Below are 21,166 nucleotides of genomic sequence, written 5' to 3'. Positions count from 1 at the left end.
TTCCGAAGCTAGTTTTGTTCGAAGCGGAATCAACGAAGTTAATGCTCACAAAACTTTAAGGAGGAGCGGTATGGACTGGGGAAGAGCCAAAAATGTGCTGATTTACGCCTTTCTGGTATTGAATCTGCTGCTTTGTTATCAGCTCTGGATGGACTTGCGCGATCAGGCCAGTGCCAATCTGGATTTCACTTCCCTGTCCGCAGAAACGCAGGCGGTGATGGAACAGAAGGGGATTCGTGTGTTGTGTCCCATTCCGGCTGCCACTCCGCAGCTGCCCGATATCACTTACCGCTACTCCGGGGAAGAGCAGAATGAGGAACCGGTTGAACTGAAGGTGCCGATAGACAGCAAGCTGATTTATTCATCATTTGCCGAACTGAGCAGTTCACTGGCAGACCAGATCACAGACATCGCCAATTATCGCTTTGATTCTCAGGAGAGCGAGGTCGGCAAATTTGTACTTCATCCACTGGTCGACCATAAATGGTCTTTGTTCAGAGTGCGGCTTGAGCTGATCAACAGCGATCAAAAAATTGTGGCTTACCGTTGGCCGAAGATTGAAATCGGAGCTACAAACAGTGACGAAGATATCCAGAAGGTGCTTCCGGCCTCACAGGCACTCAGCAGCCTGATTGAGAAATATTTTCCGGCGGATTCGGTAGTTAAAGAGATTGAGCTTGGCTATTATGGGGAATTGTTCAACTCTGAAAGCCAGGTGGCTTCACCAATGTGGCGCTTTATGCTGGAGAACGGCAACGCCTATTACGTCGATGCCATCAGTGCGGACATCATCAGTCCGAAGACAACAGAGTAGAAGGAGCAGGAGAGAGATATGGGGATTTCATTTACGGTACTGTCCAGCGGTTCTACCGGCAACGTAACAGTGGTGCGAAACGGGGAAACGGCGCTTATGATCGACGCGGGCCTCAGCGCCAAACGGATCGACGAGCTGCTCGCGATGCGTGAGATGACAGGCAAGGAGATAGACGGAATACTGGTTACGCATGAGCACTCGGACCATATCAAGGGACTTGGAGCCATGGCCCGCAAATACGATCTTCCGATCTACGCCAACTCCAATACCTGGGGGGCGATTGAGAAGGGGATCGGCACTATTGCCGAGCATAACCGGATTATTATGGAGACCGGACAGCACAGGGATTTCGGCAGTCTGCGGGTAGAGTCATTTGCAATCTCCCATGATGCGGCTGAACCGGTAGGGTACAATTTTTATGACGGCAAGGAGAAGCTTTGTGTTGCTACGGATCTTGGGTATGTCAGTGATAAAGTGCGGACGGCGATTGCCGATTCGGATGTGCTGGTACTGGAGGCCAACCACGATATAGAGATGCTGAGAATGGGGCGTTATCCGTGGAATACGAAACGGCGGATTCTTGGCGATTTAGGCCATCTCTCCAATGAGGCGGCGGGAGCGGCACTAAGCGAGATTCTTACCGGACGGACCAAACGGACCTATCTGGCTCACTTAAGCCGGGATCACAATATGATGGATTTGGCCAAAATGTCGGTGCGCGGGGCAATGGAAGACCGGGGCTGCTTTTTCAGAGACAGTGAGTTCAGATTGTGCGATACCTATTATGACCAGCCTACGCCATGGGATAAGGTGAGCCAGTCATAAGCTGGTCTACTTCCGTAATTTTACGTTCCAACTCTTGGCGTGAGAAAAGCCCTTTATCAATCAGCAGCTCGATCATGGCACTTTGAACCAGGATCAGATGATAGTATTCATCCTTCAGGTCACCGAGTTTGCCGATAAATTGCACCAGATCCATACTTGTTGAAAAAGATTCCATATCTATTCCTCCTTCTGAGCTAAATGAAAGCTGATCTGTAAAAAATTTGTAGGGTTTTTACGTCAGAAAAAACGTGGGTGCCAGCCCTGCCTGTGATACAATCATAAAGAGCAGAATTAAGCCTGAGTTTAAATAGTACTTCTATTATTGTAGTCTTTTAAGTTGAAAAATATTCCGGATTGAAGCTTATCCTTTTTTAATATGTTGCAAGAATAGGAGACCCCTTGCGCTTATAACACACACATTTGTGGTGAATGAATGAAGTGAAACCTTTTAGAGCTTTCAGGAGTCTAAGAGATAAAGCGGAAAGCTCGGGCGTGGTTGCTTGGCGTTCAGGTTATGGATGCAGTGGCAATAGAGGGGAGAGGATGTAACGGTGGGACTGTTTGATGATGATTTTTATTCAACCAAGGTACCGCGGCGCGAAGGCAGAGGGCAAGAACCCCCTAAGGTCTTAACGAGCCGGAATTGGTCTGCCCGCAAATCACGGCGGAGCCTGGCAACTTGGCAGGTGTCTGTCATTAGCTCAGTGATCAGTGCGGTGGTTGCAGTGCTTCTGTTCAGTCTGGCTACAGGCCAGTTGACACAGGAGAAGGCGGAGCAGCCGAAAGTGATCGAGAAGGTGACTGCAAGCAGCGGTGACCCGTATGAACGGATTGTTCAGGCTGCGGCGCTTGTCCGGCCGGCCGTTGTGAGCATAATTAATCATAAAGAAGATAACAAGGAACTCAACATTCTCGACGAGTCGGCACTTGGCTCGGGAGTGATCTATAAGAAGGACGATAACAAGGCCTTTATTATTACCAATAATCATGTGATTGAGGGCTTCGGCAAGCTGGAAGTGGTTACGGTGGATGGTGAGACACGCAAGGCAACACTTGTGGGTACGGATAAAGTAAGTGATATCGCAGTGCTCTCCATTGATGCCAAAGGCATTACCACAGTCGCCCAGATTGGTGATTCCTCCAAGCTGCGGTTTGGGGAGACAGTCATTGCTATCGGCAATCCGCTGGGACTCGGCGATAGCTTGACCTCGGGGATTGTCAGCTACACAGAACGGACCATTCCCGTATCACTGAACCAGGACGGTGTCTATGACTGGGAACAAGAAGTCATTCAGACCGATGCTGCAATTAACGAGGGCAACAGCGGAGGCGCGCTGGTCGATCTGGACGGCAAGGTGATTGGTATTAATACAATGAAGATTTCCGATACAGGCGTGGAGGGACTTGGTTTTGCCATCCCGGCCAATCATGTTATGGAAACGGCGGGTGAGCTTGAGGCTAACGGGAAGATTGCCCGCTCTTATCTCGGAGTGTATTCTGTAGATTTGAATAACCCTTATGTGCCGCTCGCAGAAGACCAGCGCAAGGAGCTTAATCTGCCAACCACCGTTAAAGACGGAGTAGTTGTGCTGGATGCGGTAGGGCCGGCCAAGGATGCAGGACTGCAGTTCAATGATGTGATTACCAAGTTTGACAATGAACCGATCACATCGACCCTTTCGCTGCGCAAGTATCTGTATGATCACACCAAAATCGGAGATGATCTGAAGATTACTTATTACCGCAACGGAGAGGTAAAACAGGTGACGGTGAAACTTCTTGAAAAACAAAAGGAATAAAAGCGGCATTAGCCGTATATAATAATGTGGCAGTCAATTAAGCGAGACGGCCCAGCCGTCCTTATTATAAAATTAAGGACGGCATCCGTTTCGAAGTCACATCATCTGGGTATATTACTTAATATGGATGCAAACCCCCCTTTTTATAAAGACTGGTAGCCCTTACATTGGGAACAACACCTTATAAGGGGAAATACGGATATATTCGGATGTTGGCTTGCCTTTGTAACTCTGGTGTGGTAACATGAGATTAATCATACATTTGATACCTAATTCTCGTATTGAAAAGGGCTGTCAATGCAAATACAACCTTTTTCAATGTGTGAATTTTTTCTTTGTTTGAAGATAAAAAGAACATATTAATTTAAATTTGTGGAGGTAACACACATGCAAACAGGTACAGTTAAATGGTTCAACGCAGAAAAAGGATTCGGTTTCATCGAAGTTGAAGGCGGAAGCGACGTATTCGTTCACTTTAGCGCAATTACTGGCGACGGCTTCAAAACTTTGGACGAAGGCCAACGTGTTGAATTCAACGTTGTTCAAGGCAACCGCGGACCACAAGCCGAAAACGTTGTAAAACTGTAATAATAGAAGCACCGTCCCCGCTTTTGCAAGTTGGGACGGTCTTTTTTTATAAGATCAACTGCTATATCATCATGAAACCACAACATGATCTTGAAGTAGAGCAACTGCAAATGAATGATTTGTAAGCATCTTAGAAAGAATATAATTGGATGCTTTTTTACTTGTTTCTCAACTTGTAACATAAAGGAAGGGAGGAACGGCAATGAACTACCGGAAGAAGCCTTTAGAGGAAGTACCGGAAGAAAATACCGCAATTTGGGCCTGTACCAATGATGGATGCAACGGATGGATGAGGGATAATTTCGCATTTGAACATGCGCCTTCTTGCCGTCTCTGTCATGCCCCAATGGTTCGCAGCATGAAGATGCTGCCGCAATTGCTTAATTCTAATGGCGATCTCAAATCGCTGAAGAAGGGTATTTCGATTACCTAACCAATGCCTTTATGAGTCAAGCTTTCTATAGAACGACGAACAAATACAAGACGGTAAAACCGTCTTATTTTTTTTGCTTTCTGAACGTAATATTGTGATATTTGTCACAAATTTATTGTTTTTTAGCCCCAATCCGGGTGTATAATGTGATAATTATCACACTTTAAGCTTTAAATTTTTGACAGAATAGACATAACGAATGGAGAGAAGAAAGGGGAAGAAACATGGATACAGTTATGCTGTCGCGTATACAATTTGCGTCGACGACGATCTTTCATTACTTCTTTGTACCGGTATCTATTGGACTTGCACTCTTGATCGCGATCATGGAGACGATGTATGTCCGAAAAGGCAACGATGAGTACAAAAGAATGGCGCAGTTTTGGGGAAAGCTATTTCTCATTAACTTCGCAGTAGGGGTAGTAACAGGGATATTGCAGGAATTCCAGTTCGGAATGAACTGGTCCGATTATTCCCGCTTTGTCGGGGATGTATTTGGGGCTCCACTTGCGATTGAAGCGCTGCTGGCGTTTTTCCTGGAGTCTACATTTATCGGCTTATGGATTTTCGGCTGGGACAAAGTTTCCAAGAAGATTCATTTACTGTCCATCTGGATGGTAGCACTGGGGACGATGTTATCGGCATTCTGGATTCTCGCAGCCAATTCTTTTATGCAGCACCCTGTTGGTTTTGCGATGAATAATGGCCGGGCCGAAATGAATGATTTCCTGGCTTTGATTACAAACGGGCAATTGCTGGTGGAATTCCCGCATACGGTGCTCGCGGCTTACGCTACAGGGGCATTTTTGGTAACGGGTATCAGTGCCTATAAAATGCTCAAGAAGCAGGATGTGCCTTTCTTTAGAAAATCGTTCGAAATTGCCGCGATTGTCGGCATTGTCTCCTCCATGGGGGTAGCCGTTGCAGGTCATGCCCAAGCGCAGTATCTGGTAGAGACACAGCCGATGAAGATGGCAGCTACGGAAGCCCTTTGGGAGGACAGTGGTGACCCTGCGGCTTGGACAGCCAGTGCTTTTATCGATCCTGACAATAAATCAAACTCCGGGGAAATCAAGATTCCTTATATGCTGAGTTTCCTGTCCTACAGTAAGTTCTCCGGTGAAGTTAAAGGGATGAACACGCTGCAGGCGGAATATGAACAAAAGTACGGCCCGGGGGATTATATCCCGCCTGTGCGTACGACGTTCTGGAGCTTCCGGATCATGGTGGTCGCAGGCACGCTGATGATTGTGCTCGGCATGTATGCGATGTATCTGATGTGGCGCAAAAAGATGGAACGTCCGAACACCTGGTTTATGCGGTTCATGTTCTGGGGGCTGCTGCTTCCGCCAATTGCCAATACTGCAGGCTGGATCATGACAGAGATCGGACGTCAGCCTTGGACGGTATTCGGATTAATGACGACAGAAGACAGTGTGTCTCCTAATATATCGGCTGGACAGGTGCTGTTCTCGGTGATCTCCTTTACGGCGATCTACGCTATACTGGGAGCGGTGCTGATCGGATTGTTCATCAAAGTTATCAAAAAAGGCCCTTATGCCATGGATAACGATCACGGTCAGTCGCATGATCCATATAATAAGGAGGGATCGCATGCTTTCTCTTAATGAATTGTGGTTTGTGCTGATTGCGGTATTATTTATCGGGTTTTTCTTCCTGGAAGGCTTCGACTTCGGCGTAGGAATGGAAACGCAGTTCCTGGCCAAGAATGATACGGAACGCCGGGTGCTAATCAACTCGATCGGGCCGTTCTGGGATGCGAATGAGGTATGGCTGCTGACGGGGGCGGGCGCGATGTTCGCTGCGTTCCCCAACTGGTACGCAACGTTGTTCAGCGGATTCTATATTCCGTTTGTCTTTGCCCTGCTGGCGCTGATTGCCCGCGGTGTCGCCTTTGAATTCAGAGGCAAACGTGATTCATTGGCCTGGAAAAGAACCTGGGACGCCTGCATCTTCTTCGGCAGCTTCCTTCCGCCGTTCCTGCTGGCAGTAGTGTTCGCGAGCTTCATTAAAGGGTTGCCGATTGACGGTGACATGCAGATGTATGCCGGATTCTTCGACATCGTGAATGTGTATACCGTAGTCGCAGGGATTACTGTAGTGCTGCTTTGTCTGGTGCATGGTTTGATGTTCACTACGCTCCGTACGGTTGGCGATCTGCAGGTTCGTGCGCGCAAGCTGGCGCAGAAGCTGTTGTTCCCGCTGGCTGCGCTGCTGGTTGCTTTTGTAATTATGACTTACTATATGACAGATGTGTTTGAACAACGTGGTGCACTGCTGTTGGTATTAGTGATTCTAGGCATTGCCGCCTTCGTTCTGTCCGGCTATTTCATGACCAAGAAGAAGGACAGCTGGGCGTTCGGGATGACCGGAGCGGTTATGGCTTTGTCGGTGATGTCGATATTTGTGGGCCTGTTCCCGCGGGTTATGATCAGCTCTATTGATGAGGCGTTTAATCTGACCATCACCAATGCGGCATCGGGCCAGTATTCACTGAAGGTGATGTCGATTGTAGCGCTGACGCTGCTGCCGTTCGTGCTCGGTTATCAGATCTGGAGTTATTTCATCTTCCACAAACGGGTTCACGAGAAGGAGCATCTTGAATACTAATGGATAAAAATTTGCTTGGGTACAAAGGAGTTAAGCCGGTCTTTCTGATCGTAGGCTTCCTTACCCTGGTGCAAAGCCTGTCCATACTTCTGCTGGCTAAGTCGCTGGCAGAAGTAGTCTCTGCGCTGTTTGCGGGAGAACCGCTGAAGGAACAAGGGGCGACAATGCTCTTGTTCCTTCTTGCGTTTCTTGTACGCCATGCCTGCGCCATGCTGATGAGCCGCGTCTCTTACCGCTTCGCGGAGAACACCGGCAGCAGCATGCGGAGACAAATGATGGACAAGCTGTTCCAGCTGGGACCGAGGCTGGCCGGCGACCGGGGAACGGGAAATCTGGTTACGCTTGTGCTTGAAGGGGTAACGAAGTTCCGCACCTATATAGAGCTTATTATTCCGCGGATGGTAGGGATGGCGGTAACACCGGTCTTGCTCCTGGTGTACATCTATACTCTGGATACGTCGAGCGGTGTTATTCTCACCCTGACGATGCCGATTATTATCGTCTTTATGATTCTGATCGGAATGACCGCCCGCAAGCAAATGGACCGCCAGCTGAAGTCCTACCGGACGCTGTCCAATCATTTTGTTGATTCGCTGCGCGGGCTGGAGACGCTGAAGTTTCTCGGGCGCAGCCGCAGTCATAGTGACAGTATTGCCGAGGTCAGTGACCGCTACCGTTCGGCTACAATGCGTACGCTGCGTGTAGCATTTCTGTCTTCCTTCGCGATGGACTTCTTCACGATGTTATCTGTGGCCTCAGTAGCGGTAAGCCTGGGGCTGCGGCTGGTCAATGAGCAGATGACCCTGGTTACCGGGTTAACCATTCTGATCCTGGCGCCGGAATATTTCCTGCCGGTCCGGCTGGTCGGAGCGGATTTCCATGCTACGCTGGATGGCAAGGAAGCCGGTGAAGCGATGAAGGACATTATCGACCGGGATACGGTAACAGCGGAGGTATTGGAGGCTGAAGGAACGGAAGCTCCTACAGCCGCGCCGTCTTCTGCCGCTGTATTTACTTGGCGGCAGGATAGTGTGCTGAAGCTGGAGCAGGTTGGCGTTAAATATGAAGCAAACGGGATTGCCTCGCTGGAGGGCGTTAACCTGGATTTCAAGGGTTCTGCGAAGATTGGAATTATCGGAGAGAGCGGCGCGGGTAAATCCACACTGGTCGATATCCTGGGCGGCTTTCTGCATCCTACCTCAGGGAGCATAAGCATTAACGGGAACCGTGTCAGTGCGCTTACCGATGAGGAGTGGCGCAAGCATACCTCATATATTCCGCAGCGGCCGTATATTTTCAGCGGTACGCTGGCGGATAATGTACGTTTCTATTATCCGGAAGCTTCGACGGAAGCTGTTGCTTCGGTGATGGCCGCCGCTGGATTATCCAAGCTGGTGGAGTCGCTGCCAAGCGGACTGGATGAAATGATCGGCGGCGGCGGCCGTTCGCTCAGCGGCGGCCAGGAACAGCGCGTCGCGCTGGCCCGCGCACTGCTGAGCAGCCGTCCGGTCATGCTGCTCGACGAGCCGACCGCCCATCTCGACATAGAGACGGAATACGAGCTGAAGCAAACAATGCTGCCGCTATTTGCAGGGAAACTTGTGTTTCTCGCCACCCACCGCCTGCACTGGATGATCGATATGGATCTGATTGTCGTGATGCAGCAGGGACAGGTGGCCGAGGTTGGTACCCATCCGGAGCTAGTTGCCCGGCGAGGTGCTTATTATGAGCTTATTCAAAGTCAATTGGAGGGAATCCATTGAAACGTGAAGGATGGTTTGCTCCCTATGTCTCCCCTTATTTCTGGCGGTTTCTGCTGATTATCGTACTGGGTGCGTTGACGATTTTTTCAGCTTCGTCCCTGATGTACACCTCGGGATTTCTGATCTCAAAGGCGTCCATACCGCCAGAAAATATACTGATGATCTATGTGCCGATTGTCGGCGTGCGCACGTTCGGGACGAGCCGGGCGGTCATCCACTATGCGGAACGCCTGGTCTCGCATGATACGATCCTGCGGATTCTCTCGAAGATGCGGATCCGGCTGTACAATATCCTGGAGCCGCAGGCGCTGTTTCTATCTTCGCGGTTCCGTACCGGGGATATTCTCGGCATGCTGGCCGACGATATTGAATATTTGCAGAATGTGTATCTGCGCACTGTATTCCCAAGCATTATTGCCCTCCTGATCTACGCGGCGGCGGTCATTTCCATCGGCACGTTTGATCTGGCTTTTGCTCTGCTGATGGGGCTCTATATGCTGGTGCTGGTAGTTGTGCTACCGCTGATATCCCTGCTGCTGACGCAAAAACGTCAGCGCCAGGTGAAGCAGGAGCGCAACCGCCTCTACCAGAAGCTGACGGATGCTGTGCTGGGAATGGGCGACTGGGTAATCAGCGGGCGGCAGGGCCAATTCGTGGAAACCTACGAGGCCGATGAGCGGGCGGTCGCCCACACCGACGGAGCGCTGCGTCGCTGGGCGCGCCTGCGCATGTTCATCGGGCAGGCGGTTGTCGGCATCGGCGTGCTGTCGATGCTGTACTGGGCCGCCGGCCAATTCGCGGACGGGGCCATTGCCGGAACGCTGATTGCAGCGTTTGTACTGGTGGTGTTTCCGGTAGCAGATGCTTTCCTGCCGGTCTCGGAAGCGGTGGAGAAGATCCCGCAATACCGCAATTCGCTGGAGCGCCTGTCCGGCGTGGAAGCCGCGGAAGGAAATATGGCGGGGGCAGCACCGGATTCGGGGAAGGCTGACACTGCCCGCCATGTGGATGCTGCGGTCAAGGCGATCAAGGAAACCGGGCAGGCGCCTATCCGGCTGGAGAATGCCGGTTACCGCTATGCTGCGGGAGATGACTGGTCGATCCGCAATCTGACGCTCGATATTCCGCAAGGCCGGAAGGTTGCTGTTATCGGGCGCAGCGGGGCAGGGAAATCGACACTGCTGAAGGTGATTCAAGGCGTCATTACGCCTTCCGTCGGTTCGGCCACGATTAAGGGCATTGAAGCTTCCGCTTATGGCGAGAGAATTCCGCAGCTTATTGCCGTGCTGAACCAGAGCCCGCACTTGTTCGACACTACCGTAGCCAATAATATCCGGCTTGGTAATCCTGATGCGTCTGATGAGGACATTAAGCAGGCCGCCAAGCTGGCCAAGCTGGATACACTGATCTCATCGCTGCCGGAAGGCTATAACACAGCGGTGCGCGAGGCGGGCCAGCGCTTCTCCGGCGGTGAACGCCAGCGGATTGCCCTGGCGCGGATTCTGCTGCAGAATACACCGGTAGTTGTGCTCGACGAGCCAACCGTCGGGCTTGACCCGCGTACAGAGCGGGATCTGCTGGCTACTATGTTCGAGGCCATGGAGGGCAAGACGCTGATCTGGGTCACCCACCATCTTGTCGGTGCAGAGCAGATGGATGAAGTAATCTTTATGGAGAACGGGTTCGTGGAAATGCGCGGCACCCATGCCGAGCTGATGGACAAGGAACCGCGCTACCGCAAGCTGTATGAGCTGGACCGGCCAAGCGGGTTCGTGAACACGGCACCAGGAGAATAGAGATGTTACGAAAAGGCTCTTTCCACCCGATTGGGGGAAAGAGCCTTTTTTAAAAACATAAGAATTTATATGCTTCGCGCTATTGGCGGTTCACGATTACCTACAGCCGGTGCAGCTACTCCGCCTGACGCACTTCCGCTTCCTCTCCGAACCGCTCCTTCACCCATTCTGTAAACATCACGAAGTCTTTCTCCACCTGGGTGGCATAACCGTAAGCCCATTGGGAAATATAGCGGGCAAAAGCATCAGGGTCCGGGCCCATCGCTTTGGCAATTTCCTTCTCGCTGTGGTAGGAGAGGATTCCTTGGTCCACATCTGCGTCGGCTCTGGCATGCATTTTGGCCGTTAGGCTGCCCATGACTTCAACAACCTGGAGCATATCGTCTACAGTTGCGATGTCTTTGAGCTTCAGGCTTTTTTTATACGGGGAGCGTTCGCGGACATAAAAATCCCGGCCATCCATCGTCAGAAAGCCCAGATAGGGATCAGCTTTGTGATGCATCGCCTGCTGTGTGGCCGCCACACGTTTCCCTTGATGTCCGAAGGTGCTCCAGAAAGATTCCGAATAAGGCATGAAATAAGCCGGGACTGGCACACGAACCTCTTTTACTTCCAAAATGGTATCGTCGGTATCTTCTTGACTGCTTCCGCCTTCGATCAATATATAGTAACGGTCCAGCCCGATGGATGCAGTGCCCGAGCCATGTTTGACAGCAATGTCCTTCATCCGGTAATGATCGTCGTTCCAGCTGCGGGCAACAATGGTCTGCATATAGAAGCTCCAGGCCTTCTCCAGCAACGTTTGCTCCGCTACCTCAGGGACAGCCAGTTCGGAGTTCTCCAGAAATACTCTGCCGCTCTGCATTTGGGACGTGACCTTTTCCAGAAAATGACCCTGGCGGCGTTTCTCCAGCTTGCGGAGCAGCTTCTTCACCGGCCCTTTGGCCCCGTTCTCATTCATTACGAAGTTGCCGGGGTTGTCCTTGCCTTGGCTGAACCGGCGGATCCCTCTGGAATAGGCCTGCACAAAACTCTCGATCACGTTAAGCTGCTCTGCCTCCCCGTACCCCAGCTGCCGCCCGACAAGCGCAATACTGCCTGCCATACGCAATATATCGTACAGATAGGAGCCGACATAACCCTCATCGAAATCATTGACGTCATATACGATAGAGCCATCTTCGCTGCGGAAAGCCCCGAAATTCTCGAAATGCAGGTCCCCTTGAATCCAGGTCGGGCGCTCCGCCGAAGTGTGGTAGGGAAAGTATTGTCTTGTGGCGTCAAAATAGAACAGATAAGAGCTGCCCCGGTAGAATGAAAAAGGGCTAAGCGACATCTTCAGGTACTTTTCTGCCCGCTTCGCGGGAGTCAGGCCCATAATGGTGCCGTCGAATTCATCAAAAATGGAGATTAGCAGATCTTTACGGAGTTTCGTACGGGTACGAATGACACCCTCAGTTATGGATTCATTGATCATGATAGGTACTCCTTTGCGGGAATAAATAGAATTAAACTTATCATAACGCATTAACCCTGATATTTCCTGATGATCTTAGTGAAGAGCGGCCATCTCCCTTTTCGTGAACCGCTGTTAGTGTGTTATGTCCAGTTATTTACCGCATATTTCACCATGAAGAAGCGTGATATACTTGAATGAATTTCTTGTAAAACATCGGAAGAGGTGGAAGCATGTGAGTTGCAACCGCAGGATAGAGAGTTCAGAAATTTCATTCAACTATACGCAGCCCGCTATATGTATTTATGGCTGGTTGCCGGGATACGTATAGCTTCAGCTGCGTTTATGATAAGGAGATAAATGCAAATGGACTTAACATGGGACCTGGAGAGCCTGTACCCCTCATTCCAGTCAGATCAATTTCAAGAGGACCTTAAACTTGCGGAGACCCTTGCCAGCGGCCTCAAGGCATGGGAGGCTCTTCATTTAAAGGATAACGATAATGCGGCCAAACAAACGGAAGAGTTCCTGGAGCGTTACAACGCGTTCAAAAGAGTATATCTCTGCCTGTTCAGTTATGCGGAGCTGGTCTTCAGCAGTGACAGCGGCAATGCAGAAGCAGTGAATAGCATGGATGAACTGGAGGATACCGCAGCCGGTGCCGGCGAAGCGTTGGTAAGCTTCAGCAAATGGCTGGCCCAAGTGAGCGCGGAGGATCTGGAGAACATCATACAATCTAGCGATTATCTTGCCGGACATGCCTTTTATCTGCGCCAGCTTCAGCGGCAGTCACAGTATTTGCTCAGTGAAGAGGCTGAGACGGTCATTGCCCGGATGCAGAATACCGGTGCCAAGGCTTGGGAAAGACTGTATATGAGAACCTTGTCTACATTGCGCGCGGATGTGGAAATGGAAGGTGCGATTCGTAGTCTGTCTCTATCGGAACTGCGAAATCTGGTCTATGACAATGATCCACGGGTTAGAAAAGCAGCGTATGAAGCTGAGGCCGGCGCTTGCCGGAGCGTGGCGGAACAGAGTGCGGCCTGCCTCAATGCCGTGTGCGGAGAAGCGGCAGCAGTCTATGAGCTGAGAGGGTATGCTTCGCCGCTGCATAAGGTGCTGGCAGCTTCGCGCATGGATCAAGAGACACTCGAAGTCATGCTTCAGGCTATAGAGGAAAGCCTGCCGGTCTTCGGGCAATACTATCTCCAAAAAGCAAAGCTCCTGGGACATACGGGGCCGCTGCCGTTCTATGATATCTTTGCTCCGGTTGGCGGGGAGTCTTCTTCCAGAATTACCTATGCGCAAGCGCAGGAGCTTATTGTAGCCGGATTCAGCACGTTCAGTGCAGAACTGGGGGAGTTTGCCCGCAAAGTGTTCACCCGGCGCTGGATTGATGCTGAGCCAAGAGCGGGGAAGGGGAATTACGGCCTGTGCGTCGATATCTTTCCGATCGGAGAGAGCCGGATTATGACGAGTTTTACCGGAAGTTATATGGATGTCAGCGTGCTGGCGCATGAGATTGGACATGCGTACCACAGCAGCTGCCTCGCCGGGGAGACGATGGTCAATACCGATTATCCGATACCAATTGCCGAGACGGCATCGATTTTTTGCGAGAGTCTGATCCATCAGGCGCTGCTTCAGTCTGCTCCGGAGGAAGAAATGCTGCCTATCCTGGAACGGAGCCTTTCCGACGCCGGATATTTTATCGTTGATTTCTACGCCCGCTACCTGTTTGAAAGCCGGCTGTATAATAGAAGGAAATCAGGCGCGTTAACTGTTGAGGAGCTTAACAGTCTGATGCTGGAGGCAATGACTGCCGCTTATGGTGACAGTGTCGCTCCGGAATCGATTCATCCATACCAGTGGATCAGCAAAGCCGGATATTATATGACAGGCAACGAGTTTCTGAATTTCCCTTATTCGTTCGGGCTGCTGTTCTCCAAAGGACTATATGCACAGTATAAGAAGCGGGGCGGGGATTTTGTGAACCAGTATCAATCCTTCCTGGCAGCCAGCAGCAGAACTACCATCGCGGATGCCGCAGAACTGATGGACATTGATGTGCATTCACTGGAGTTCTGGCGGGATGCGCTGGCTCTCATTGCAGAGGATATTCTGCAGTTTGGGACAGGTAGTTCCTTTTTGCCGGGAAGTGTGGTAGAACAATAGAAGGAGTATACGCCGCAGCGGCACAGAAAGGGATGCTTGATTGAATGTACGTAGTGTGTAAGGAACATGTGGAGCTGGCCATCGACAAGTTTGTGGACGAGTACGAGGATGCACCGGATATTGTGGATCTGAAGGAAACCGAGTTCTCGGACTGGGACCCGCCGGCGAAATGTGCGGAATGCGAGAAAAATGCGGAGTATTTGGTGGTCTAGGGACCTTCAATAAGTAATCAGGCAAGAGTAGAAAGCACCGGGCTGCTGTAGTTACAAGCGGCCCGGTGCTTTTTTGTGGAAATATAGGGGATTAAGCATCCGCCAGTTCCCCGGTCCGGCTGCTACGGCGGTACATAAAGGCTGAAAGAATAGCAATTCCTGCGGCCAGTGAAAGTCCCCAGTAGATGTTGGAGTAAGCCGACGAAAGCGATAATCCGCGCTGCCACTCCAGGGCGCTGGCTGCCAGAGCTACGCTGAATGCCCCGCTGAAGAATTGAAGCAGCTGAAACAATCCCATACCGGAGCCGATCTGGGCAGAAGGGAGAATCCGCGAGATTTCATTGGATACACTGCTGGACAACGCCGTAAAAGATAGGCTCATAATCATATAGGTCAACATGACCGCAATCCAGGAGTGGGCGGCGAGCAAAGCAAACAGGACGGTGGCGGTTAGCACAAGGAGCGGTGCATATCGCAGAATGCCCCCATTGCCATATCGGTCAATAATCCGTCCTACCCCCCGGGAGACGATAATCGCCAGCAGTGAACCCGGAAAGATAACCAGCCCGGCGTGGCTTGCACTGAAGCCGAAGCGGTGGGTCAGAATCTGCGGCAGCAGAAACAAGGTGGCAAAGCTGCATAAATAAGAAGCGATTCCGACTAGCGACAGGACCAGATAGGAGCGGTCACGGAACAGTGCAGGCATCACGAACGGATCGGGAGTACTGCCAATGCGGCGGATGAACAGGGCAAGGGAGGCCACTCCGGCGATCAGCGCAATCCAGTATCCGCCGGTCAGAAACAGCAGAAGGCCGGTCGTTCCGATACCGAGAAACAGTCTGCCGAGCGCGTCGAATGAACCGCGGCGGGGCACTTCTCTGGGCAACAGCACCAGAAACAGCGGCACCAGAAGCAGGATGGCGGCCGTAACGGCGAACAGCCAGTGCCAGCCGAGATATTCGACGATACTTCCGCCGGCTACCGGACCGAGACCCAGGCCAAGCGAAACCGCAGACATGATGGTCGCCATTGCTTTGCCGCGGCGGGCCAGCGGGACATAGCGGGTGAACAGCACGAGTGACAAGGACATCACCGCGCCTGCACCGGAGGCCTGCGCAATACGTACAATCAGCAGAAATACGAAATTTGAACTGAAGAAGCCGGCAATCGCCGCCAGGCCAAGCGTCAGCAGACCTATAGTTAGCAGCCTGCGAATCGGCAGGAAGTCGGAGAGCCGGCTGAATGTGATGGAGGCAATGGAGAACATGATCGAATACCCGGTTACGATCCAGGAAGCAGATGCAGCCGTGATGCCGAATGTTTCAGTCACATCGGGCAATGCCAGGTTGAACATAGCGGTATTCATTATAACGAGTACAATGGCGACACTGAACAGAACAGTCAGCAGCCCTTCCCGTGGAAGAGTGGCTTCCACCGAAGGGGCTGAGCTGTCCACTGCAGGTGGATATGTAGAGCTTGAGCTCATGTGAGGGCCACTCCTTTATTGTTTGATAGTTCGATTACTTACGAACAATTGAAATATAGCATGCAGTAAGGTAAAATGCAATTAGGGATTTTATAATATTTTGCACCCATCTGCACCACAAAGGGGATATTTATCTATGAAGATACTGTATCATCCGGACCGTAAAGACATTCAGCTTGCTTCGGTATTGTATGCGCTCAGCGATCCTCTTCGATTATTTGTTGTTTCGGAAATCCGCAAGCATGGTGAACAGGCCTGCAACAGCTTCAATGTCCCTATCGCTAAATCGACCATGTCCCATCATGCCCGCACGCTGCGTGAGGCGGGAGTCGTCCACACCCGTGCCCAGGGAACACAGCGCCTGCTGTCGCTGCGCTCCGATGACCTGGAAGAGCGGTTCCCCGGCCTGCTGGATTCCATATTGGAGGCCTATGAATCGGCTGGTGAGTCAAAGCTGTTGTTTATGGAGAAGACGGAAGAGCACTAGACGGCAGGCTTTCGGATTCTTTTGCACAACAAATGAAAAAGAGGACGTCATAGCACGTCATAGCACGTCCTTTTGCTGTTTCTATAGAAGGAAAAAGAACCCTGCCATCAGCAGGGTCCAGTTTATACTATGCAGATTAAGGTACTTGCCTCAGGCGTATCCTATCACGTTCCTTCTTCTTTTCCTGAGCTGTTAGCGGTTTGCAGCGGCCTTGCCGGTTACAGTCTGGCCCTTCAGCGGATTTAGATTGTCCTTCCACTGGATATGGAGGGACCGGGAGCCGAACAGGTCGGCTCCGTCCGATACCTGGTAATGCAGATGCGGCTCGCTGGAGTTGCCGGAATTGCCAAGCTTCCCGATGATATCGCCCGTTTTGACTGAATCGCCCTTTTTTACGGTGACCGAACCTTGCTTCAGATGGGCCAAAAAGCTGTATTCCCCGCCGTGGTCAATCACGACCAGATTGCCTGGGGGTTCTTTTTCATTCATCACGCCCACAGGGGTATTATCGGGGATATCGTTTATGACTTCGGTGACGATTCCGTCAGCAGGGGCGGTGACATTCTTCCCAAAAGCATGGTAGCTCCCATTGCGCAGCGGATCTCCTTCGTATGAAAGTCCATTCACTTCCTGCACGAAATCATAGGCGTAGCGCTGGCTTTCGTACTCATAATGATAATTGTTCAGCACGTTGTTGCCGCCCCAGAATACAAACCAATCCCCTTGGAACGGCAGCGTCATGGCAGTCCGGGTCAATGCCTTATCTGTCTCGGGATAGGTGGTCAGCTCCGTGATGTTTAGGCCGTGAATGACGCCCGCTTCATCAAAAATAGCAATAATCCCCTTGTCGCCCTCATCGCTTGTCCATATCCGGTGTTCGGCGCCATTCAGCCGCATTACGGTGGAAGGCTCAAAGGCAGTGACCCCTTGAATAAACGCCGAACCCATCTCTTTGACCTCATCTTCACTGATTTGCTGCTTGAATTCAGGGCTGAACCGCTCATAAATTCCGCTGTAATTGCCGCTTAACAGAGCCCCGGCTAAATTCTCCGGCTGTACGGGCTGTTGTCCGCTTTTGCTGGTTTCAGGGGTTGCGGAAGGTGTAACTTGCGTCACATCCTCTGTTGGACTGGCAGATGCTGATGCCTCCGGACTGTTATTCATCGAATTCTCTCCTCCACAGGCTGATAATAAGATGGCCAAGACCGTCGTACCGGCCATTATTTTGCTGATGCTTCGCATATGTTGTTCCTCCCGGCAGTGCTGTTGTCTTATCGTCTCTTTATTGTAGCTAGTCAGTATTTCCGCCAGTATAACACTGCATTAACGGTTGCTTAACTTTGAACAACAGTTTTGGCAGACGAATTAAGCTATTGTTAAGGTTGTGCGGCCAGTCAGGCGGTGCCAATCATGTTATGATAGTTGCGATTACTAGATCGAAAGGGGAATTGGCATGAACCATGCTGCCATTTTGCTCGTCGATGACGAGGCGTCCATTGTTGAGCTGATTAAGACGGTACTTTATAAAGAAGGATTCACGGATATAGATTCGGCGGGTACGGGTGAAGCTGCTATTCTGGCTTGCCAAAGCAAGGTGTATGACCTGATTGTGCTGGATGTGATGCTGCCGGGGCGCAGCGGGATTGATATTTGCCCTTTCCTGCGGCAGACGACGAATGCGCCGGTGCTGTTTTTGTCTGCGCGTATTTCCGATTTTGACAAGCTTACCGGCTTTGCGGTCGGCGGCGATGATTATATCACGAAACCATTCAATCCGCTGGAGCTGGTGGCCCGGATCCGTTCGCAGCTTCGCCGTTATCTGGGTGACGCGGGCGGGCCGGAGCCTGTTCAAGATAAAGAGGGGCAACACGGACAGCCTCCCCAGGGAAATGTCAGGCAGGAGCGGCAGCCGCTTCAGCAGAACATTAGCTATGATTTCGGAAGATTCCAGGTGGATGAGACGGCGGGCGAGCTGAGAGTGGAGGGCGAAGTGGTTACCTGTCCGGCGCTGGTGTTTCAATTGCTGTTATTTTTCTGCAAGCATCCGAACCGGCTGTTCACCAAAAGCGAGCTGTACGAGCGGGTATGGGGCGAGGCCGCGCTTAGCGACGACAATACAGTTATGGTACATATTCACCGGATCCGCGAACGGATTGAAATGGAGCCTGCCAATCCGGTGTACCTGGTCAACGTTAGAGGACTGGGGTATAAGCTGGTACAGCGCAGCGTGAAGGAAAAGGGACAGGCATGAAGATGAAAAGGCGTCTGACCCTCCGGTTCGTGCTGCATTCGGCCATTGCCGGATTGGTTGTGCTGCTTATTGCGGCAATCACCGTTATGTGGGTGCTGCTGCGGCTTTCGGAGATTAATCTTACCGATAATTTTGTTTCTGTGGGTTTGGAAAGGCTGGTTGAGTCCTCCGAGTTCGGAGCGGACGGTATTATCTTCGACCCGAAGCTGCTGGAGCAGGTCAAGCAAAATAAAGGCTGGCTGCAAAGCCTGGATGAGAACGGAAAAGTAGAGAAGTCCTATAACACACCTTCTGATGTTCCCGCGCAGTATAATCCGGGAGAGCTGGCCGCCTATTGGCAGCAGCAGCTGGGTTTTCCGTATGACGTCTACCTCTGGATTCAGGAGAAACACGGCAGAATGTACACGCTTCTCTATGGGGTGCCTGAGGTGCTTAAGCCGCTATTGCAAGCGGTCAGCGAAGAACCTTCCTCCTATGCGGAGGGGAAGCTGCTGCTTTCAGCGAAGACAGAAAGCCGGATCCAGGCGCTTGGCGGTTATGTGCAGCTGCTTAATCCGGAGGGCAGTGAGGTGGCGGCGTTTAACCGGCCGGACTCTGCTCCAGCCAAATATACTGTACAAGAGCTTGCCTTGCGCTCGAAGTATGAGGGAAGATACGGATACCGTATGGCGTTTGACTATAATGAAGATACCGGCCAGACCTGGGTGGTAAGCTTGCCCAATGATGCGGCGAAGTCATCGGCCAAGGCCCCCCTGATCTCCGCAGAAATGCGTATTGTACTGACTGGAATTGCCGGGATGCTGGGGGCGACGCTGCTGATCTTTGCGCTGCTGTCCTTCTTGAACGCGCGCCGCTTCGGCGCTCCGATGTTCCATATGCTGGCCTGGCTCGATTCCCTCGGGCAGGGCTCTTATGACGAACCGGTGGACCGCAAAGGCCGTCCGCGCAGCCGGCTGAAGTCAGGCAAGTGGAAGCGGCGTTATTCTATCTTTGCCGATGTCATGCTGTCCTTGGACCAGCTGACTGAGATTCTGCGGCGTGACGAGGACCGGCGGCAGCGGACAGAGACCCTGCGGGAAGAATGGATTACCGGCATTACCCATGATTTGAAAACCCCGCTCTCCTCCATTAAAGGCTATGCCCATTTGCTCGCCGAGGATACTTATGACTGGTCCTCTGAAGAAGTCCGCAAGTTCTCTGCAATCATGCTGGAGAAGTCGGCGCATATGGATACGCTGATCAGCGATTTGGCCATTACCTACCGGCTGAGATCGGGTATTCATGTCCCGCAGACCGAGGCCGTGGAGATGAGAGCCTGGCTTGGCAATGCGCTGGAACAGGCCGCGGCCAACCCGGAGTATGGAGAGGGGCGGATCATTTATCAATCCCCTGACACAGAAATTACCGCCAGGATCTATCGGCCTTGGATGGAGAGGGTCGTCGGCAATTTAACGGCCAATGCGCTGCTGCATAATTCTTCGGACACGCAGCTTACCGTAACACTGAGTGCGATGGATACCGGCGGATTGGTTATTATTTTCCGCGACAATGGCCAGGGGATGGATGAGCAGACGGCGGCGAATTTATTCGAGCGGTATTACCGCGGGGGAGACACAGCTTCCACAACGAACGGTTCCGGTCTGGGCATGGCGATCTCCAAGGGCTTGGTTGAGGCGATGGGTGGACAGATCACCGTGAGTTCCGTCCCCGGCAAAGGAACGGAAATCCGGCTTATCTGGGAGGGTCTGGTGGCTACTATTTCCGGCTAACGTTTCCGCCAATGGTTCCAAGCTTAATTTCACCATTCCCGGTCTGGGAAATCACGGCATCGCCCGTAATGTGATCCATATCTAGGGACCCGTCTCCGACAGCAACCTCGGCAGAACCTTCTACTTGGGTTACCACAACATGCCCATTGATATTATCGATATCAACATCGGTACCAATATTGCGCACGGTGATATCGCCGTCCCGGTTGGAGAGTGTTACCGGACCTTTGGTGTCGATAACCTCCAGATCTCCGTTCACGTTGTCCACCTCCAGCGGAGCCGAGAGATCAGCAACCTTAAGTTTGCCATCTCTATGCGAGTCCAGCTCCACAGCGAGTTCACGCGGAAGTGTAATCTCCAGATCCACGGCCCCGGAACCCATAGCCAGCATCTGGCCGCCAAAGGAAGCATCTAAATAAGCAGTAGCCTCTTCTGCCCGCAGCTTCAGCTTCAATTTATCCATACTTATGCCTTTGGCGGTGACCACGGCGGTGACTTCAATCGTATCCGTGTCTGCACCATTTATTTCAATTTCTCCGTTGCGGTTATCTATAACCAGCTTCGTCAGCTTGTCAGCCTCCAGTTCAAGCTTCTGAGTTGACGATGTTTCTGCGCCCTTGCTACAAGCGGTTACTAGCAGCAGGCAACCTACGATTAATAATCTCCATGTCCAGCGCATTG

General features: G+C 51.7%; 19 protein-coding genes. 14 read left to right on the top strand and 5 right to left on the bottom strand.

Features of this window, described 5'->3' with window-relative positions:
- Nucleotides 1–70 precede the first annotated feature (70 nt).
- Together yycI and NSS79_RS33965 are read left to right on the top strand one after the other, a co-directional pair.
- Nucleotides 71–814, top strand: a complete 744-nt coding sequence (yycI, locus tag NSS79_RS33970; protein ID WP_341380298.1) for a two-component system regulatory protein YycI — start codon at nucleotides 71–73, stop codon at nucleotides 812–814.
- 18 nt (nucleotides 815–832) lie between these two features.
- Complete coding sequence (locus NSS79_RS33965) at nucleotides 833–1,639, top strand: MBL fold metallo-hydrolase (protein WP_038598218.1); 807 nt, start codon at nucleotides 833–835, stop codon at nucleotides 1,637–1,639.
- Here the strand turns inward: NSS79_RS33965 and NSS79_RS33960 are convergent.
- Nucleotides 1,608–1,814: a hypothetical protein gene (locus tag NSS79_RS33960; RefSeq protein ID WP_342437804.1), complete on the bottom strand. Its 207-nt coding sequence runs from the start codon at nucleotides 1,812–1,814 to the stop codon at nucleotides 1,608–1,610. The genes NSS79_RS33965 and NSS79_RS33960 overlap by 32 nt on opposite strands.
- Before the next feature lie 376 nt (nucleotides 1,815–2,190).
- Between NSS79_RS33960 and NSS79_RS33955 the strand changes: the two genes are divergently transcribed.
- From NSS79_RS33955 to cydC, 7 genes are all read left to right on the top strand, one after another.
- Entirely contained in the window at nucleotides 2,191–3,438 is a 1,248-nt protein-coding gene (locus tag NSS79_RS33955) for a trypsin-like peptidase domain-containing protein (protein ID WP_342437803.1), read from the top strand.
- 387 nt (nucleotides 3,439–3,825) lie between these two features.
- The gene (locus NSS79_RS33950; protein ID WP_019914582.1) at nucleotides 3,826–4,026 is read left to right on the top strand and encodes a cold-shock protein; all 201 of its coding nucleotides are present in this window, start codon (nucleotides 3,826–3,828) and stop codon (nucleotides 4,024–4,026) included.
- Between the two features lie 202 nt (nucleotides 4,027–4,228).
- A complete protein-coding gene (locus tag NSS79_RS33945) occupies nucleotides 4,229–4,459 on the top strand; it encodes a cold-shock protein (RefSeq protein WP_038598212.1) in 231 nt (76 codons plus the stop codon).
- Nucleotides 4,460–4,683: 224 nt separating this feature from the next.
- Nucleotides 4,684–6,087, top strand: coding sequence for a cytochrome ubiquinol oxidase subunit I (locus NSS79_RS33940; protein WP_342437802.1), 1,404 nt, complete (start codon nucleotides 4,684–4,686; stop codon nucleotides 6,085–6,087).
- Nucleotides 6,074–7,090 carry a cytochrome d ubiquinol oxidase subunit II gene (cydB, locus tag NSS79_RS33935; RefSeq protein WP_038598208.1) on the top strand — a complete coding sequence of 339 codons (1,017 nt, stop codon included), beginning with the start codon at nucleotides 6,074–6,076 and terminating at the stop codon, nucleotides 7,088–7,090. The genes NSS79_RS33940 and cydB overlap by 14 nt, the downstream gene beginning before the upstream one ends.
- Nucleotides 7,090–8,853, top strand: coding sequence for a thiol reductant ABC exporter subunit CydD (cydD, locus tag NSS79_RS33930; protein ID WP_342437801.1), 1,764 nt, complete (start codon nucleotides 7,090–7,092; stop codon nucleotides 8,851–8,853). The genes cydB and cydD overlap by 1 nt, the downstream gene beginning before the upstream one ends.
- Nucleotides 8,850–10,649: a thiol reductant ABC exporter subunit CydC gene (gene cydC, locus NSS79_RS33925; protein ID WP_342437800.1), complete on the top strand. Its 1,800-nt coding sequence runs from the start codon at nucleotides 8,850–8,852 to the stop codon at nucleotides 10,647–10,649. Before cydD ends, cydC begins: the two co-directional genes overlap by 4 nt.
- Nucleotides 10,650–10,764: 115 nt before the next feature.
- Here the strand turns inward: cydC and NSS79_RS33920 are convergent, their stop codons facing one another.
- A complete protein-coding gene (locus NSS79_RS33920; protein WP_342437799.1) occupies nucleotides 10,765–12,126 on the bottom strand; it encodes a DUF2252 family protein in 1,362 nt (453 codons plus the stop codon).
- A 345-nt stretch (nucleotides 12,127–12,471) separates the two neighbouring features.
- Between NSS79_RS33920 and NSS79_RS33915 the strand changes: the two genes are divergently transcribed.
- Both NSS79_RS33915 and NSS79_RS33910 read left to right on the top strand, forming a co-directional pair.
- The gene (locus NSS79_RS33915; RefSeq protein ID WP_342437798.1) at nucleotides 12,472–14,280 is read left to right on the top strand and encodes a M3 family oligoendopeptidase; all 1,809 of its coding nucleotides are present in this window, start codon (nucleotides 12,472–12,474) and stop codon (nucleotides 14,278–14,280) included.
- 44 nt (nucleotides 14,281–14,324) lie between these two features.
- Complete coding sequence (locus NSS79_RS33910) at nucleotides 14,325–14,492, top strand: CxxH/CxxC protein (protein WP_063829780.1); 168 nt, start codon at nucleotides 14,325–14,327, stop codon at nucleotides 14,490–14,492.
- A 91-nt stretch (nucleotides 14,493–14,583) separates the two neighbouring features.
- Here NSS79_RS33910 and NSS79_RS33905 read toward each other — a convergent pair whose 3' ends face one another.
- Nucleotides 14,584–15,978 (bottom strand): MFS transporter, encoded by a 1,395-nt coding sequence (locus NSS79_RS33905; protein WP_342437797.1) that lies wholly within the window; start codon nucleotides 15,976–15,978, stop codon nucleotides 14,584–14,586.
- Nucleotides 15,979–16,114: 136 nt separating this feature from the next.
- Here NSS79_RS33905 and NSS79_RS33900 point away from each other — a divergent pair, with 136 nt between their 5' ends.
- Nucleotides 16,115–16,465, top strand: coding sequence for a helix-turn-helix transcriptional regulator (locus tag NSS79_RS33900; protein ID WP_342437796.1), 351 nt, complete (start codon nucleotides 16,115–16,117; stop codon nucleotides 16,463–16,465).
- A 192-nt stretch (nucleotides 16,466–16,657) separates the two neighbouring features.
- Here the strand turns inward: NSS79_RS33900 and NSS79_RS33895 are convergent, their stop codons facing one another.
- Nucleotides 16,658–17,707, bottom strand: a complete 1,050-nt coding sequence (locus NSS79_RS33895; protein WP_342437795.1) for a peptidoglycan DD-metalloendopeptidase family protein — start codon at nucleotides 17,705–17,707, stop codon at nucleotides 16,658–16,660.
- A gap of 211 nt (nucleotides 17,708–17,918) precedes the next feature.
- Between NSS79_RS33895 and NSS79_RS33890 the strand changes: the two genes are divergently transcribed.
- Both NSS79_RS33890 and NSS79_RS33885 read left to right on the top strand, forming a co-directional pair.
- Nucleotides 17,919–18,716, top strand: coding sequence for a response regulator transcription factor (locus NSS79_RS33890; RefSeq protein ID WP_342437794.1), 798 nt, complete (start codon nucleotides 17,919–17,921; stop codon nucleotides 18,714–18,716).
- The gene (locus NSS79_RS33885) at nucleotides 18,713–20,485 is read left to right on the top strand and encodes a HAMP domain-containing sensor histidine kinase (protein ID WP_342437793.1); all 1,773 of its coding nucleotides are present in this window, start codon (nucleotides 18,713–18,715) and stop codon (nucleotides 20,483–20,485) included. Before NSS79_RS33890 ends, NSS79_RS33885 begins: the two co-directional genes overlap by 4 nt.
- On the opposite strand, the gene NSS79_RS33880 is transcribed toward NSS79_RS33885, so the two are convergent.
- Nucleotides 20,472–21,164 carry a DUF4097 family beta strand repeat-containing protein gene (locus NSS79_RS33880; protein WP_342437792.1) on the bottom strand — a complete coding sequence of 231 codons (693 nt, stop codon included), beginning with the start codon at nucleotides 21,162–21,164 and terminating at the stop codon, nucleotides 20,472–20,474. The genes NSS79_RS33885 and NSS79_RS33880 overlap by 14 nt on opposite strands.
- Nucleotides 21,165–21,166: the final 2 nt, after the last annotated feature.

The sequence above is a fragment of the Paenibacillus sp. FSL L8-0436 genome, assembly GCF_038593025.1.
In the GTDB taxonomy this organism is placed as follows: Bacteria; Bacillota; Bacilli; order Paenibacillales; family Paenibacillaceae; genus Paenibacillus_AQ.
The sequence above is the reverse complement of the archived record's forward strand: the minus strand, read 5'-3'. Positions and strand labels throughout refer to the sequence as shown.

Bases quoted from the DNA above. Each gene is read 5' to 3' on its own strand.
- NSS79_RS33890 (WP_342437794.1), top strand. From the start codon at position 17,919: ATGAACCATGCTGCCATTTTGCTCGTCGATGACGAGGCGTCCATTGTT.
- NSS79_RS33880 (WP_342437792.1), bottom strand. From the start codon at position 21,164: ATGCGCTGGACATGGAGATTATTAATCGTAGGTTGCCTGCTGCTAGTA.
- NSS79_RS33950 (WP_019914582.1), top strand. From the start codon at position 3,826: ATGCAAACAGGTACAGTTAAATGGTTCAACGCAGAAAAAGGATTCGGT.
- NSS79_RS33895 (WP_342437795.1), bottom strand. From the start codon at position 17,707: ATGCGAAGCATCAGCAAAATAATGGCCGGTACGACGGTCTTGGCCATC.
- cydD (WP_342437801.1), top strand. From the start codon at position 7,090: ATGGATAAAAATTTGCTTGGGTACAAAGGAGTTAAGCCGGTCTTTCTG.
- cydB (WP_038598208.1), top strand. From the start codon at position 6,074: ATGCTTTCTCTTAATGAATTGTGGTTTGTGCTGATTGCGGTATTATTT.
- NSS79_RS33915 (WP_342437798.1), top strand. From the start codon at position 12,472: ATGGACTTAACATGGGACCTGGAGAGCCTGTACCCCTCATTCCAGTCA.
- NSS79_RS33965 (WP_038598218.1), top strand. From the start codon at position 833: ATGGGGATTTCATTTACGGTACTGTCCAGCGGTTCTACCGGCAACGTA.
- NSS79_RS33900 (WP_342437796.1), top strand. From the start codon at position 16,115: ATGAAGATACTGTATCATCCGGACCGTAAAGACATTCAGCTTGCTTCG.
- NSS79_RS33920 (WP_342437799.1), bottom strand. From the start codon at position 12,126: ATGATCAATGAATCCATAACTGAGGGTGTCATTCGTACCCGTACGAAA.
- NSS79_RS33885 (WP_342437793.1), top strand. From the start codon at position 18,713: ATGAAGATGAAAAGGCGTCTGACCCTCCGGTTCGTGCTGCATTCGGCC.
- NSS79_RS33905 (WP_342437797.1), bottom strand. From the start codon at position 15,978: ATGAGCTCAAGCTCTACATATCCACCTGCAGTGGACAGCTCAGCCCCT.
- NSS79_RS33945 (WP_038598212.1), top strand. From the start codon at position 4,229: ATGAACTACCGGAAGAAGCCTTTAGAGGAAGTACCGGAAGAAAATACC.
- NSS79_RS33910 (WP_063829780.1), top strand. From the start codon at position 14,325: ATGTACGTAGTGTGTAAGGAACATGTGGAGCTGGCCATCGACAAGTTT.
- yycI (WP_341380298.1), top strand. From the start codon at position 71: ATGGACTGGGGAAGAGCCAAAAATGTGCTGATTTACGCCTTTCTGGTA.
- NSS79_RS33960 (WP_342437804.1), bottom strand. From the start codon at position 1,814: ATGGAATCTTTTTCAACAAGTATGGATCTGGTGCAATTTATCGGCAAA.
- NSS79_RS33940 (WP_342437802.1), top strand. From the start codon at position 4,684: ATGGATACAGTTATGCTGTCGCGTATACAATTTGCGTCGACGACGATC.